The organism is Paraglaciecola aestuariivivens, from assembly GCF_052983255.1.
Genome location: NZ_JBRKBA010000005.1, coordinates 1 through 15,834 on the forward strand (window position 1 = coordinate 1; position 15,834 = coordinate 15,834).

General features: G+C 42.2%; 11 protein-coding genes. 5 read left to right on the top strand and 6 right to left on the bottom strand.

Translation table 11 applies throughout. The annotated features are described in order from the left end of the window. Window positions 1-245: 245 nt before the first annotated feature. The 6 genes from ACVCDT_RS08665 to ACVCDT_RS08690 form a co-directional block, all read right to left on the bottom strand. Window positions 246-3,518, bottom strand: coding sequence for a S41 family peptidase (locus ACVCDT_RS08665; RefSeq protein WP_447132375.1), 3,273 nt, complete (start codon window positions 3,516-3,518; stop codon window positions 246-248). Between the two features lie 248 nt (window positions 3,519-3,766). After that, a complete protein-coding gene (locus ACVCDT_RS08670; RefSeq protein WP_447132376.1) occupies window positions 3,767-4,297 on the bottom strand; it encodes a DUF6265 family protein in 531 nt (176 codons plus the stop codon). Window positions 4,298-4,407: 110 nt separating this feature from the next. Next, window positions 4,408-4,824, bottom strand: a complete 417-nt coding sequence (locus ACVCDT_RS08675) for an acyl-CoA thioesterase (protein ID WP_447132377.1) — start codon at window positions 4,822-4,824, stop codon at window positions 4,408-4,410. A 119-nt stretch (window positions 4,825-4,943) separates the two neighbouring features. Next, the gene (locus ACVCDT_RS08680) at window positions 4,944-6,164 is read right to left on the bottom strand and encodes a CaiB/BaiF CoA transferase family protein (protein WP_447132378.1); all 1,221 of its coding nucleotides are present in this window, start codon (window positions 6,162-6,164) and stop codon (window positions 4,944-4,946) included. A gap of 110 nt (window positions 6,165-6,274) precedes the next feature. Next, the gene (locus ACVCDT_RS08685; RefSeq protein ID WP_447132379.1) at window positions 6,275-9,832 is read right to left on the bottom strand and encodes an ABC transporter permease/M1 family aminopeptidase; all 3,558 of its coding nucleotides are present in this window, start codon (window positions 9,830-9,832) and stop codon (window positions 6,275-6,277) included. An 11-nt stretch (window positions 9,833-9,843) separates the two neighbouring features. Next, on the bottom strand, window positions 9,844-10,725 hold the full coding sequence (locus tag ACVCDT_RS08690; RefSeq protein WP_447132380.1) for an ABC transporter ATP-binding protein: 882 nt from the start codon (window positions 10,723-10,725) through the stop codon (window positions 9,844-9,846). Window positions 10,726-10,916: 191 nt separating this feature from the next. On the opposite strand from ACVCDT_RS08690, the gene aspS reads away from it, so the two are divergent. From aspS to ruvB, 5 genes are all read left to right on the top strand, one after another. Continuing rightward, window positions 10,917-12,683, top strand: coding sequence for an aspartate--tRNA ligase (aspS, locus tag ACVCDT_RS08695; protein ID WP_447132381.1), 1,767 nt, complete (start codon window positions 10,917-10,919; stop codon window positions 12,681-12,683). A gap of 15 nt (window positions 12,684-12,698) precedes the next feature. Then, entirely contained in the window at window positions 12,699-13,166 is a 468-nt protein-coding gene (gene nudB, locus ACVCDT_RS08700) for a dihydroneopterin triphosphate diphosphatase (RefSeq protein WP_447132382.1), read from the top strand. 36 nt (window positions 13,167-13,202) lie between these two features. Then, window positions 13,203-13,724, top strand: coding sequence for a crossover junction endodeoxyribonuclease RuvC (ruvC, locus tag ACVCDT_RS08705; protein ID WP_447132383.1), 522 nt, complete (start codon window positions 13,203-13,205; stop codon window positions 13,722-13,724). A gap of 44 nt (window positions 13,725-13,768) precedes the next feature. Continuing rightward, window positions 13,769-14,392, top strand: coding sequence for a Holliday junction branch migration protein RuvA (gene ruvA, locus ACVCDT_RS08710; RefSeq protein ID WP_447132384.1), 624 nt, complete (start codon window positions 13,769-13,771; stop codon window positions 14,390-14,392). Between the two features lie 87 nt (window positions 14,393-14,479). After that, a complete protein-coding gene (ruvB, locus tag ACVCDT_RS08715) occupies window positions 14,480-15,493 on the top strand; it encodes a Holliday junction branch migration DNA helicase RuvB (RefSeq protein ID WP_447132385.1) in 1,014 nt (337 codons plus the stop codon). Window positions 15,494-15,834 lie beyond the last annotated feature (341 nt).

Here is a 15,834-nt window from a genome sequence, read left to right on the forward strand (position 1 = left end):
TTTATTCTTTGCTGTTGAAGAAAAAGTAACTGGCTCGAAGGGATTCGAGACATAAACAATCAGGGATGATTGCGCGAAGCGTGCTTTTAAATTTAAGCCAAGTGCAACGACCGCTTTCTCAGTTCTTTGGACAGCCAGAATTCACCATTATGAGCTTAAACAGATAACCAACATACTGGCAATAAAAAGAGTGACGGGTTTAGATTCACCTGTCACTCTTTATTAGATTTACAAACAGCTAGTCGTTACAACCCTAGTTTAGTGGGGAAAGCTGGTGCCTTGTCGTGTCGAACAGGTTTATGGGTTTTAAGCTGTTCTAGCACTTCAGTTACTGCACGTTGTAATTGGGCGTCTTGGCCTTTGTTGACTAAAGTGGGGTCTAGTTCTACTTCAATGTCTGGGGCTACGCCTTCGTTTTCAACGCGCCATTCGTGTTCAGGTGTAAAGAACCTAAAGTGTGGAACGGTTTGGCGGCCACCATCAATAAAAGAGCGATTGGCTGAAATACCAATCAAGCCTCCCCAAGTGGTTTTACCTATAAGTTTACCTAAACCCATACGCTTAAAGCTGTAAGGTAAAAAGTCGCCGCCAGAACCCGCATCTTGGTCGATTAGCATAACTTTAGGGCCGTACACCGCACCAGCAGGGGTACTTAATACCATATCGCCAGAACGGTATTGCCAGCCAGCTAGATATTCACGACTAAGTACATCAGTAATATAGTTAGCCGCTTGGCCGCCGCCGTTTCGGCGTTCATCTATGATCATGGCGCGTTTATGCGTTTGGGCAAAAAACATGCGGTTAAAGTAGGTGAAACCTGCGGTTGTGGTGTTAGGTAAATATACGTAACCCACTTTACCATCACTTAATTCATCAACTTTTTTGCGATTGCTTTCTACCCAATCCCAATGACGTAAAGAGCTTTCATTAGATATAGGCTCAACCACCACATCTTTAGCATTTTTACTAGAGCCATTACTGCTAACAGTTAAGGTTACTTGTTTGCCTACAGCATCAACAAAGTATTGATAAAAATTACTGTTTTTAGCAAAGCTTTGACCATTGACTGCCAGTATATGATCGCCTTCTGTTATGCCAATGCCCGGGGCAGCTAAGGGGGCGGTTAAAAATGGATTCCAAGCACCACCGTTATAGATTTTTTCAATGATAAAGTGATCTTTATGCGGGCGGATATCGGCTCCTAATAAGCCTACTTGCACGGTTTTTTCTTTATGCAGATCACCACCATAAATGCGGTTGTGGCCTACTTCCATTTCGGCAATCATCTCTACCATTAACCAGTTAAGATCTTCGCGGCTGCCTACATGGTCTAACAGTGGGCGGTATTTGTTATACACTTTTTGCCAGTCTAATCCGTGAATATTTGGGTCGTAAAAATAGTCGCGTTCGTTGCGCCATGCTTCAGCGAATATTTGTGCCCATTCTTCTTTGGGATTAATTAAGGCTCTTACGTCTTTGGTATTCAGAGCTTCGGGTTCAAACTTTTTGCCCACAGCACTGACTTTTAAGCTGTTTTGTGGATAACTCAGTAGAGCCTGTTTACCGTCAGCAGATAACTGAATGTTTTCCACTTTGCTTAGTACGGTTTCGACTTTTTTATCTTCGAAGTTAAATCTTAATAAGTCAGACTCATCTAAAGGGCGGCCATTTGCTTCAATACTGGCTCCTTCTTGGGTGTTTTCGATGAAATAAAGATTGCCATCTTCAGCTGCTACTAAGTTGCTGTAAAAGCGTTTAGGTACAGGCAAAGCTACAATACGCTCGGTTAGACCTTTGCTATCAACAGTAAGCGTTGCTGGAGTATCGCTATCACCCTCTTTGTCTTCCTCTTTTTTGTCAGAAGTTGAAGGGGCAGATTCGTCGCCAGTTTTGGGCAACAGGGGCGATTTTCCATCGGCTTGTAATACCGCAGCATATAAACCATAACGCTGGGGTCTTTCTTGAGTGGATAAGTCTAATCCAAAGCTGGTGGGGCCGGCATTAGTAGAGGATGCAAAGTACAGGTATTGACCATCGCGGCTAAAGGCTGGCCAATTATTGTGACTCATACCGTCGGTTAAGCGCACTGTCTTTTGGCTAGAGAATTGATACAGGTATAGATCCCATAAATAATTGTCGCCACTCTTGGTGTAGGCTAACCAATCACCATCAAAAGACACCGCCGAATTAAAACCTAGCATATTATGTTGTTGTGCAACTTTGGTGGCTTTGCCACTGCTTATATCCATGGCCCACATAGCTAAATTAGAATCCGCGTAAACAATATGCTTAGCGTCGGCTGTCCAATGCATTAAATAGAAGTCGGCAGGGTAGTCGCCAAAAGCTAACTTTTTCACAACTTTGCCGTTTTGCTCGGCTATAACTAAAGCTTGAACATGACCTTGGTCGGTAATATAGGCCACTTGCTCACCTTTAGGTGACCACAAAGCATCTCTTTCACTTACACCCGAAGTGCCGGTGAGGTTTCTGGTGCTGCCGTCTTTTACCGGTACAGTAAAGACTTCACCCCTGCCGCTAATTAATACGCGCTTACCAGTGCTCGACAAGCGTGCGCTGGTCATGGCTTGCATGGCATCTTTTACTTGCGGACGTAATTGTGGCAAATCGGGGTTGATGCTAATGCTAAGTTTTTGGGTACTGTTTTTAGCGGTATTTAACACATAAAGCGCGCCCCCTTTGGCATAAACTATATGCTCAGCATGAGCGTCGGCACTGTTAATGTCCCAGTCTTTAAATTGGGTGACTTGTTTAAGCTTGCCTTGGCTAAATTGATATAAATTTTTGTTTTTATCGCGATCAGATAAAAAATATAAATCTTGGCCAATCCACATTGGGTTAGTGTCAGAAGCGTTAACATGGGGCACTTCAGAATACTGGTTTTTGGCTAAGTCCATAATCCAAATAGGAGGGGTGCTACCACCTCTGTGGTTACGCCAACCACTGGCGCCACTATGCGCGGTTCGATAGGGGCGATAAGCCAAGAGTTTGGCATTGGCATTAAACTCACCTTCAAACGCTAAGGCTTGCATAATTTTTTCAGGGAAACCGCCAGATGCACTGATTTGGTATAAATGCCCCGAACGGCCATTGGCCATTTCTCGTGCCGAACGAAACACGACTTGACCGTTTTTAGGGTGCCAACCCACTACAGTATCGCTGCCAGGATGATAGGTAAGTCGACTAGGCTGACCGCCATTTACATCAACCACATACACATCTTCATTCCCATCATAATCAGCAGTAAAAGCAATGCTTTTGCCATCTGGCGAAAAGTGCGGCGACTCTTCTATGGCTGGGTGTGAGGTTAAACGCCTAGCATTGTTGCCTTGGCGATCTGTTAGGTAAATATCACCAGCATAAACAAAAGCAATATGGGTTTTGCTAATGGCCGGCTGTTGCAACATTAAGGTTTCGGCGCTGCCATAAAAAGGGAAAACCAATAAAGCCCATACACTGGCTGATTTTGGGGTGATCCAGTTAGTTAGTTTTTTAATCATGAGTTCCATCTTTTTTCAGTGGTAAAAGATTAAAATAAACCCAAAGACTCAAGTATTCAATAAACTTTAGTTTCTCTAGCAAGGATAAAAAGTAAGCAAAGATGAATAACAAGCTTTAGCCAGGCTAGGAATTTATCTCTGCATAAAGTTTTTTAAGTTTGATGCTGTTTGTTAGCCATGCCTTTCTTATAACTTCAGCTTAGAGAGTGGCGTTTTACTTAGAGAACTAAGACGTTATCAGGCTAACCTTACTGGGCTGGCTTACGATTAAACTTAAATAAGGTTTCTTGTTTTTGCCCTTGGTTATCAATTACCACATATACATGCATAGAATCTGGTGAGATCTTTTTGAAAGTGTAGCCTTCAAAATAAGCCGTTTGTGGGGCTAATTCCACTAGTTTAAAGCTCACACTTTGGTCTTTTTCTTCCCAGCCTTTTAACTCGGGGCCAAAATGTTTTAGACGTAAAATTAAGCTGTTATTGTGTTCAGAAATGGTCATTAATTCATAAAACTTAACTTGGTTGTTTTCACTGAATTTAAAGGCCGCTTGCATAGAGCCAGCCGAAGGCCTAGACCAAGTTTCTTCAAAGTGACCACCCCAAATTTCACCTTGCCAATCTCCTGCAATCCAAGCCACTTCTTCAATTTTTGCCTTGGCTGGCGCCTGATCTTCAGCCAAGACTTTAGTGTGTTTGTTGCTTGTTGAGGTTTCGGCCAAGGCCAGTTGACTAAAGGCAATAACAAGGCAGCACAGTGCCCCTATAGTGTGTTTAAACATAAGCCTACCTTAGGGTTAATTTATGCCTTTAGTATACAAAGTCTTAACGAAAAAACGACAGAGGGGACATGTCCCCTCTGTTTTAATACTAAGTTTTTTGCAGTAACAGTCTAATCATCAATATTTAAACTGCGAATTTCTTGTTCAGTTTGCTCTACCAGTTGTTCCATGGTTTTACCGTGTGGCACTGGGCGTTTTGTATCTGGATCAACTTGTACAAAAACTATGTCATCGGCAAAACATATGGTTTTTTTGGTGGCTTTGTTACGTACTAAGCAAGATACAGTGATAGAAGTGCGGCCTACGTCTTTGGTTTTTAACCCAAACTCTACCACATCCCCTTGAATAGCGGGTGACTCAAAACTGATTTCACCTATGTGCTTAGTGACCAAAAAATTGGTTTCGAGTTGGCAAATAGCGTAGATAGCCGCTTCTTCGTCTATCCATTCTAAGGCACGGCCACCAAATAACGCGTTGGCATAATTAAGATCATTCGGCATAACTAAACGGCGAGATAAAAAGCGCATGGGAGATCCTTTGTGAATTTAGTTCAGCTTACTAGTATATAGGCTAAACAAGCACTTGATAATTAACGCCTTTTTATAAGTTAGAAGTGACCACTAAAAAAGCGCGCTAAAGCAGAAAATTAAATGACTTTGGCTTGTTGTAGCTCTTGTATTTGTTGTTGATTGTAGCCTAGTTGGCTTAACACAGCTTGTGTGTGCTGGCCCAGTGTAGGTGGCGCCGATGTATAGGTGATAGGGGTGCGCGAAAACTGAATTGGGTTGCCAATACTTGGCACACTGGTTTGGTTTTCAGATTGCAGTTGGGTACGCATTTTGCGGTGTTTGACTTGTGGGTCGTTAAACACTTGCTCAATGTCGTTAATGGGGCCGCAAGGTACACCTTGGCTTTCTAGTTGATTTAACCAAAATTCACTAGGTTGGCGCTCGATGATTTGCTGTAACTTGGCAACCACTTCTTCTCTGTGAGTGACTCTGGCTTGATTAGTGGCAAAGCGCGCATCGTCAATTAGCTCAGGACATTGGGCAACCTGGCAAAAATCGGCAAACTGAGAGTCGTTGCCTATGGTTAAGATAATATGCCCATTAGCCGTTTTAAAACTTTGATAAGGCACAATGTTGGGGTGAGCATTGCCTAAACGTTGCGGTACTTGCTGACCCACTAAGTAATTCATCCCTTGGTTTGCAAGGCTGGCTACTTGAACGTCGAGCAAAGACAAATCTATATGTTGCCCTAAGCCTGACTTTTCGCGTTCAATAATGGCGGCTTGTATGGCCGTGGTGGCATACATGCCTGTCATAATATCTGTTAAGGCAACCCCTACTTTTTGTGGGCCTCCACCGGTTAGATGATCCGGCTCACCAGTTACGCTCATTAAGCCGCCCATACCTTGAATTAAAAAGTCGTATCCTGGGCGTTTTGCATAGGGCCCAGTTTGACCAAAACCTGTGATAGAACAATAAATTAACTTAGGGTTAATGGCCGATAAACTAGCGTAATCGAGTTGGTATTGAGCTAATCCGCCCACTTTAAAATTTTCAATTAGTACATCAGTTTTTTTAACTAATTCTTTGATGATGGCTTGGCCTTGTGCTTGCCTAATGTCTAGCGTGATAGATTGTTTGCCCCTGTTGGCGGCTAAAAAATACGCGGCGGTTTGGGTTGTAGTTTCTGAAGGCTCAGTGACAAAGGGAGGGCCCCAATGACGGGTGTCGTCACCTGCTATGGGTTTTTCTACTTTTATCACTTGTGCCCCTAAATCGGCCAGCATTTGTCCAGCCCATGGGCCAGCTAAAATACGGCTTAGTTCAAGTACACGAATATGAGATAAAGCACAGGACATAACAAACTCTTAAATGAAGACTTTAGCTAATCATACACAAGTGTTTCATTTTCTAAATCTTTCTGCACAAAAAAAAGCCCTTCAAAGTGAGGGCTTTTAACTGGCTAGTTTTAAAGCTTAATAATGTTATTTCCTTTGTCTCTATCAATAAAGCGCACAAAGGGGTCTATGCTGGCATAACTAGGTAGTTCATCTACTGTTAATTCAATCACAGACTCGCCGCTTTCAACAAAATGTAGTCCTTGGTAAATCACCTTAGCGTCTATAGAAAAGTCATTAGGATCACTAGCAAATAGCGCAATTTCTACTTCTTGAGCAAAAGGTTGTTCGGTTTCTTTACCTTTGCCATCTGCACTAAATTGTTGCGCCGATACGGTTAAGCTCACTTTCGTTTTGCCGTCTTCAAGGGTTTCATAGCTCACTTCTTTAGCGTGTAAGTCGTAAATAGTGATTTGTGAGAATAAGTCTTGAATATAAGCTTGTTCCTCTGGTGTCGCTTGGGCGTTCAAATACCTAACCAAGTCTAAGGTGGTAGGGTAAAGATCTGATCTAAACTTAAACTCATTTAGCAAAGATTTTAAGGCTTGATTAAGTCTGGCTTCACCGAGTTTATTCTCAAGCGCCATCATGACCACTGAGCCTTTTTGATAATGAATGTATTGTTGGTTTTCTGAGCGAAGCAATGGCATTTCTTCAATACGCTCGGCAGAACGTCCACGTAAATAGCTATCTAATTCATGCGTTAAAAATTTACGTAAACGAGTTTCGCCATATTTTTGTTTCATCACCATCAATGCACTGTATTGTGATAGTGATTCAGACAAAATAGCGCTACCTTGCACATTGGCTGCATTAAGTTGATGTCCCCACCACTGATGGGCGACTTCGTGAGCCGTTACATAATACACTGAGTCAATTTCTTTAGGATCACGCAGATCGGCAATAAAACCGATTTTCTCAGAATAGGGCACTGTATTGGCAAAACTTTGCGCAAAGGTTCGATACCCAGGAAATTCAATGATGCGCAGTTGTTTGTGCTGATAAGGCCCAAATACTTGGCTAAAGTAGTCTAAAGAATCCATGCTTGATTCGATCATACGGTCGACATTCCAAGCGTGATCTTTATGGTAATACACTTCTATAGTTACCCCATTATGTTCGACTTTTTTGCTTTCAAGCTTAGCCGACATCACGCTGTAAAAATGCACCATAGGCGCGTCCATTTCGTAGCGATAATAGTTACGCCCATTTTCTTGCCATTGTTTTTGTAGGTACCCAGGCACTATGGCAAATTGGTCTTCGCTAGTAGATACAGTGGCGCTAAAGTCGATAAATTCTACCCCTTTGCCAAAAAAGCTTTCATGATAACGGCTGCTATCTTCTAGTTTATAGGCTCGTTGTAACTCGGGAAGATCACGTTTGCGTCGCTCGTGTTGGTCGGTGATGCGATAAGTCTCATTAAAGCCAAAGACTGGGAACAATCTGAAGTTATCAATAAAGGTGCCGTTTTTCACTAAAGTGGCGTCTTCCCCTCTATCTTTAAAGCCATGATGGGCGCGTGTAACCATCATCTTCCCAGTGCGAGTTTCACCGGGCAGCATAGGCTCAGTAAATTCAAACCAGGCTAGGTTATATTTTTTATCAATTTTAGCTAATTGACCGCCCGCTATTTGCACATCGATATTTTGGCTGTGATCTGGCAAGTTCACCAAAAAACGTTCTACGATCTCATCGTTGCGATTTACCAATTGAATATCTGCACTGGCTTGTATTCGGCGCTGCTGGGGATAAATGTCGATAGCGGCATCTACCCCTACAATAGTTGGGAAGGGCGCATCACGAAACTCAACAAAGGTTTTTTCATAATCCGCTCTAAGATCTAACAACTCATCTTGGCCGGTAAACTTATTAAGCACTTTAGTGTTGTAATGAATGTAACCACCAGTAGATAAGAATATCACTAGAGCCACAGCAATAATGCCTTTGCCTTGAGTGCCTAATTGATAACTCAATTGATTAAATCGACTTTTTACTGAAGATTGTGGGCCTCGTTGCCACATGCCGTAACTAATCACACTTAAGACTAGGGCAAAAGTTGTCCAGTACAGCATGTACCAGTTTTGGGTAGTGAAGAACCAACCATAACCATTTAAGTCTGAGTACTGCATTATGGGAGCACTGCCAAACTTAAACATATTGTGCTCTATACCTATTTGTCCAAACACAATTTCAACAAAGATATAGCCAACAAAAATTAACATACCTACATATTTATTCGGGCTTAATACCTGAATGAAAAAGGCTAATACAATCATTAGACAAAATGGCAAAACCCCAAAATAAAATAAGCTAATGAAGTATTGGCCTATCTCAAGGTTTTCGTAGCCCGACATCAGTTGTTTAACTATGGCAATGCCCATGCCTAATAGGTGCAAACTAACAATCACTAAAATTACGGCTAATAATTTTGACAGCCAAAAGGTCACATTGTGTACTGGCATGCTGTCAACTATGTCGCCCATGCCTACGCTACGTTCGCGCCACACTACTTCTGCGGTGTAATAGGTGATGACTATTATGGTCATCAACGAAAAGGCCCCAATAATAATTTGCACTAAGGTTTGGGTTAACGGCCAATCTGGCACGCCATACCAGCCCGAAATATTAAAAAAGCTCGCAATTAGCTGAAAGGCCGAAAATAACAATAAAACTGGGAAGGCTGGGCTTAGCACCACTTGTTTAATTTCGAACTTAGTGCGCATGATAAACTGTTCAAAACCATTGTTAGCCGAAGCTTTAACCGCGATATTGCTGTTTTCTGGAATAACCTCAACTCTGGCTCTTTTGGTTTTTTTGTTGGCGCGATTAGTGCTAACGCTTAACGGCCTAAATAACCCGCCAGCCGCTAATAAAATTAGCGTGCCTATGCCTAACCATAACAGTCTGTTTTGTAAAATAATGCCTTCAAAACTTGGGGTTAGGGCGTTTTTCTCAAAAGCGGTCCAGTATCGAGTGAATTCACCAAAGGTATTTAATGCAAAAGGGTCAAGTAATGCCCGAATTGTACGTTGATCTGGCTCATCAAATACTTGGCCTGCAATAAAATACAAAATAAATAAACCTAAGGCGCAGATATATCCGGCCATCATGTTTTTAAACTGATTGGTAATGGCGTAAAAAAGCGCAGCCAACACAAATATGCTGGTGGTAGAAAAGATTAAAAACGGTTGCAAATAGAACATCAGTGAATTGTCACCAAGTCTTTCGCTATCAACCCATGGCATTAAACTACCAATAAAGGTACCAAGTGGCACCATAGTAAATACCGTTAAGCAGATAAGGTAGGCGCCAACAAAGCGGCCCAAGTTGTATGAAAAAGGTCGAATAGGTTTAGTATAAATAATCTCCGACATCAGCGAACTATGATTGCGGGTGGCTGTGCCAGCAACAAAGTTCACCACCATAAACATGCCAAACAAGCCTAAAATTAATAGAGTTTGGGCAATGGCAAAGGGGCTGTTAAATAACACGTTACCACCAGAGCCTATTTGCACTTGGTCTATTGTCATGGCTAAAAACGGCAACAAAAAGAAGACCAAACAGGTCACAATAAAAGAGGGCTGGCGAGTAAAGTAGCGCCATTCAAAGCCCAACATTTGAGTAAACATAGCGACTTTCCTTATGCTGCTTGGCTTGAACGAGAGTTATGCAGAGTTGAGAAATACACGTCTTCTAAAGTTGCAGGCGTGCTTTCAAAACCGTCTGGGGCCTCTGGCGCTAAAACGTGTAATACTGTGCGCCCAGCAAAAAGTCGTTTTGAAATTACTGGCAAGGTGTTTTCTAGTCTTGCGGCTTCTTCAATAGAGACAGTTTTACGCCATATTTGGCCATTTAATTCATCTGTTACCGTAAGCGGGTTGCCTTGTAATAAAATTTCTCCATTGCCTAATACCGCCATGCTCGAACATAACTCTGATACGTCATCTACTATGTGGGTGGATAAGATAATGACCTTTTCTTCCCCGAGGGTGACTAACAAGTTATGAAAACGGTTGCGCTCTTCTGGATCTAGCCCAGCTGTGGGTTCATCGACTATTAATAGATCAGGATCCCCTAGTAGCGCTTGAGCTATCCCAAATCTTTGACGCATACCGCCAGAAAAACCACTGACCGCTTTTTTGCGATGTTGAAATAAATTGGTGTGGGCTAATAAGCCGTCTACAGCTTCTTTACGCTCAGCTTTATTTGCTATGCCTTTTAAAATGGCTAAATGGTCGAGCAGGTCATGGGCACTGACTCTTGGGTATACCCCAAAGTCTTGAGGTAAATAGCCTAAGCGTTGGCGTAATTCATTGGGTTGGGTTAATACATTGGTATTGTCAAACTGTATGCTACCACTGTCAGGTTGCTGCAAGGTGGCTATGGTACGCATTAAACTCGATTTGCCTGCACCATTAGGGCCTAATAATCCAAACATGCCCTTAGGTATAGTGATATTGACATTATTTAAGGCTTTCACCCCATTATCATAGGTTTTTGATACATCTTTGATTTGTAACATGTTTGGATCCCTGTTTTAGTGTTTTTATTAGCTCAAATATGAACAATTCCTGTTAAATAGTCTACAGATGCAACATTTTCTTACGAAAACCTAGAATTTAATTTGGTGGATGCTGAATTGGCAAAAGTTTGGGTATATACTACGCGGCCTTAATTTTTCATCCGTGTTTACGTTTTTAGAGGTCGTTTTTCATGCGCACAGACTATTGTGGCAACATCAATTCATCATACATCGGGCAAACTGTCACTCTGTGCGGTTGGGTTAATAAACGTCGAGACTTAGGTGGCGTGATTTTTATCGACTTACGCGACCGAGAAGGTGTAGTGCAAGTGGTGTTTGATCCAGATTTAGCTGAAAGCTTTGAAATCGCCAATAGTTTGCGTAACGAGTTTTGCGTACAGCTAACAGGGTTAGTACGCCCACGTCCTGAAGGCCAAATCAATAAAGACATGTCGACCGGTGAAATTGAAATGTTAGGTAAGTCTTTGACTATCCTAAACAAAGCCGCACCTTTACCGTTAGACTGGAATCAAGAAAACTCGGAAGAACAACGCTTAAAATATCGTTATTTAGATTTACGCCGCCCAGTGATGAGCGACCGTTTAAAGTTTCGCGCCAAAGTGACCAGTAATGTACGCCGTTATTTAGAAAATGACGGGTTTTTAGATATCGAAACCCCCATTTTAACTAAAGCCACCCCAGAAGGGGCGCGTGATTATTTAGTACCAAGCCGTACTCACAAAGGTCAGTTTTTTGCTTTACCTCAATCACCTCAATTGTTTAAGCAATTGTTGATGATGTCGGGCATGGATAAATATTATCAAATCGTGAAATGTTTCCGTGACGAAGATTTACGTGCCGATCGTCAGCCAGAGTTTACCCAAATCGATATCGAAACCACCTTTTTAGATGCCCAAGGGGTTATGGCTATTACCGAAGGTTTGGTACGTGACTTATTCCAAAATATGTTGTCTGTTGATCTGGGTGAGTTTCCAAGCATGACTTACGCCGATGCTATGCGTCGTTTTGGTAGCGATAAGCCTGACTTACGTAATCCTCTAGAGTTAACTGACGTTGCTGATTTGCTAAAAGACGTTGAATTTAAAGTATTCTCTGGGCCAGCCAATGATGCCAAAGGTCGGGTGGCGGTTATTCGCGTACCAGGTGGGGCGTCGCTTTCGCGTAAACAAATTGATGAATATGGCAAATTTGTGGGCATTTATGGGGCCAAAGGTTTGGCCTGGATGAAAGTTAACGACTTAGACGCCGGCATGGACGGATTGCAGTCTCCCATTCTTAAATTCTTAACTGAAGAAGTTGCCAGCGGCATAGTTGCACGAAGTGGTGCACAAAGCGGCGATATACTGCTATTTGGTGCCGATACTTACACAGTAGTAACTGAAGCCTTAGGCGCCCTTAGATTAAAACTAGGTGAAGATTTAGAGCTTCTTGAAGGTGAGTGGAAACCTTTATGGGTTGTAGACTTCCCTATGTTTGAAGAAGTGGACGGGCAGTTTTACGCCTTGCACCATCCTTTTACTGCGCCTCGCGACATGACCCCAGAAGAACTAGCGGCTAACCCTGCTGGCGCTTTATCTAATGCTTACGATATGGTGTTAAACGGTTGTGAGTTAGGTGGTGGTTCGGTTCGTATTCACGATCAAGCCATGCAATCTTGTGTGTTTAAATTATTAGGCATTAGCGCTGAAGAAGCCGAAATGAAATTTGGCTTCTTGTTAGATGCATTAAAGTTTGGTGCTCCGCCTCATGCTGGTTTAGCCTTTGGATTAGACAGATTAGTCATGTTAATGACGGGTGCCACTTCAATTCGTGATGTGATGGCGTTTCCTAAAACCACCACTGCAGCTTGTCCGTTGACCGACGCCCCAGGTGAGGCCAACCCAGAACAGCTTAAAGAGTTGTCTATCCAAACCTTAGTTAAAAAAGAAGCGGATTAATTTATTAATACAACTATGAGGTATCGAATTCCTCAATCTGCCCTAACCGTGATTTATAACACCTTAGGGCAGGTGTTGTTGATGCAACGCAACGACGACCCGGCATTTTGGCAATCGGTAACCGGTACTTTAGAAGCAGGGGAGCTGCCCATTCAAACCGCTAAGCGCGAAGTGTTTGAAGAAACCGGCATAGATATTGATGCTAAGGGCTATCAACTAATTGATTGTCAGCAAACCAATCGATATGAAATTCGTGACAGATGGAAAGATCGCTACCCACCTAATACGCCTTTTAATACTGAATATGTGTTTGCTTTAGAAGTAAGCGCTGATCAAGAGATTATATTAACCGAGCATTCTGCATATGTATGGTTAGATAAATCGGCGGCTAAACAAAAAGCCTGGTCAGACACTAATAGCCAAGCCATAGAATTATTTGTACCCAAACGGCCATCAGGGTTATCGTCACATGTATCTGATTAAAAACACCCCTACACTTATGGCTAGAGTATATTATTAATGGCGATTATTTTAGGCATCGATCCAGGCTCACGCATTACTGGCTATGGGGTTGTGAAAAAAGTCGGACAAAAAACTGAATATATAGGCAGTGGCTGCATTAGAGTACAAGGTGACGAATTAGCGCAGCGTTTAAAACAAATATTTGACGGAGTCAGTCAAATTATTCAACAGTTTAATCCCACCGAGTTTGCCATAGAGCAAGTTTTTATGGCCAAAAACCCCGACTCAGCGCTAAAGCTTGGTCAAGCGCGAGGCGCGGCAATAGTAGCCGCCACTACTTTTGATTTACCTGTCGCTGAATATTCAGCAAGGCAAATTAAACAAGCTGTGGTGGGCAAGGGCAGTGCTGATAAATCACAAGTACAGCATATGGTCACATATTTATTAAATTTGGCGGCTAAACCTCAAGCCGATGCGGCAGATGCCTTAGCTGTGGCCTTGTGCCACAATCATACACAGCAAAGCTTAATTAATATGGCCGGACAAGCCAGCAAAACCGTTAGAGGTAGATTGCGCTAAATCTGCTGTAAAGCTGTAACATTATTAAATAATAAGGGTAAAAAATGATTGGTAATATTCGTGGTATTTTACTTGAAAAGCAGCCTCCAGAAGTGCTGATAGAAGCAGCAGGTGTGGGCTATGAAATTCAAGTACCTATGACCAGCTTTTACCAATTACCCGAGATTGGCCAAGAAGCTAACTTATGTATTCATTTTGTGGTGCGCGAAGATGCCCAGTTGTTATTTGGTTTTGCCAATAAACAGGAGCGAGCCGTGTTTCGAGAGTTAATCAAAGCCAGTGGAGTAGGGCCTAAATTAGCCTTAACTATTTTATCAGGCATGAATGCCCAACAATTTATGCAATGTGTCAGCATGGAAGATGTCAGCGGGCTAACCAAATTACCTGGAGTAGGCAAAAAAACCGCTGAACGCTTACTTATCGAAATGCGCGATCGATTAAGTAAACTGGCCAAAGCCGAAGGCTATGCCGAAACCGTTCACCTGACTCCAGATTTAGCCGTAGAAAATACCTTTGTACAGCGCTCTGATGCCAAAGAAGAAGCCATAAGTGCGTTAGTGGCATTAGGCTATAAATCAGCCCAAGCCAGCAAAGTGATTAATGCAGTATATGTCGAGGATATCAGCAGCGAACAACTTATTCGTGAAGCCCTAAAGGCCATGTTGTAAGTTAGCTTTTACTCATAGAAGCAGACGAACAATTAATTTTCTGTTACTGTATAAAAAAACACTATAAGTCCATTTGTAAAAACGCCCATGATTGAAGCAGACCGCATAATAAAACCTACCGCTAGCCAAGAAGATGAGTTGGTGGATCGTGCCATACGACCTAAAATGTTGGCCGACTACACTGGCCAAGATCATGTCTGCGCGCAAATGGAAATTTTTATTCAAGCCGCGCGAAATCGCCAAGATGCCCTAGATCACTTGTTAATTTTTGGCCCCCCCGGGTTAGGAAAAACCACTTTAGCCAATATTGTGGCCAATGAGATGGGGGTAAATATTAAAACGACCTCTGGGCCAGTATTAGAAAAAGCCGGTGACTTAGCCGCCTTATTAACTAATTTAGAAGAAAATGACGTGTTGTTTATCGATGAAATTCATCGATTGAGTCCAGTAGTAGAAGAAATTTTGTATCCAGCCATGGAAGACTATCAGTTAGATATTATGATTGGCGAAGGACCAGCAGCGCGCTCAATAAAATTAGAATTGCCACCTTTTACGCTAGTAGGTGCCACCACTAGAGCAGGCTCACTTACGTCACCGCTACGCGATCGCTTTGGCATAGTGCAACGCTTAGAATTTTATAACCTCAAAGATCTAACCCAAATTGTAAAACGTTCAGCCAGTTACCTAAATTTACCTTTGCATGAAGACGGGGCAGTAGAAATTGCCAAGCGTTCACGAGGTACCCCAAGAATTAGCAACAGATTATTACGCCGGGTACGGGATTACGCCCAAGTGCGTGCCGATGGCACCATAAGCTTAGAAGTAGCTAGCCAAGCTTTAGACATATTAGATGTGGATAAAGAAGGCTTTGATTATATGGATCGTAAACTTTTATTAGCCATTATTGAAAAGTTTATGGGCGGCCCAGTTGGTTTAGATAACCTTGCTGCCGCCATAGGAGAAGAGCGCGACACTATAGAAGACGTGATAGAGCCGTTTTTAATTCAACAAGGCTTTTTACAACGTACCCCCAGAGGACGTATTGCTTCAGAGCGCGCCTTTTTACATTTCAGCAAAGACTACAACCCGCCTAAAAGCTAACTTTTGTTTTTTAAAATTAAGATAAAAAAAAGCCCACCTAAAGAGGTGGGCAAAAACAACTATTGTTGAAGGGAATAAATCCAGGGAACATGTTAAATAAACTATACGCACTAACTGGCTACTAAGCAGTTGATTAATGAGCCGTTCAAAACATGCTGCGTATTCTAGAGCGATCTAAAAAATAAACAATTGAGTTAAATTAATCTTTGCATTAGAAAAACTAATGTCAAATCATGTTGGTTTTGTATATATCAAATGTTAATTAAATTAACATGGTTTAAGTTGTTGTTTTTTATGTGTTTATTTATTTGTTTGATTTTTAACCCATTATATTTTGTATT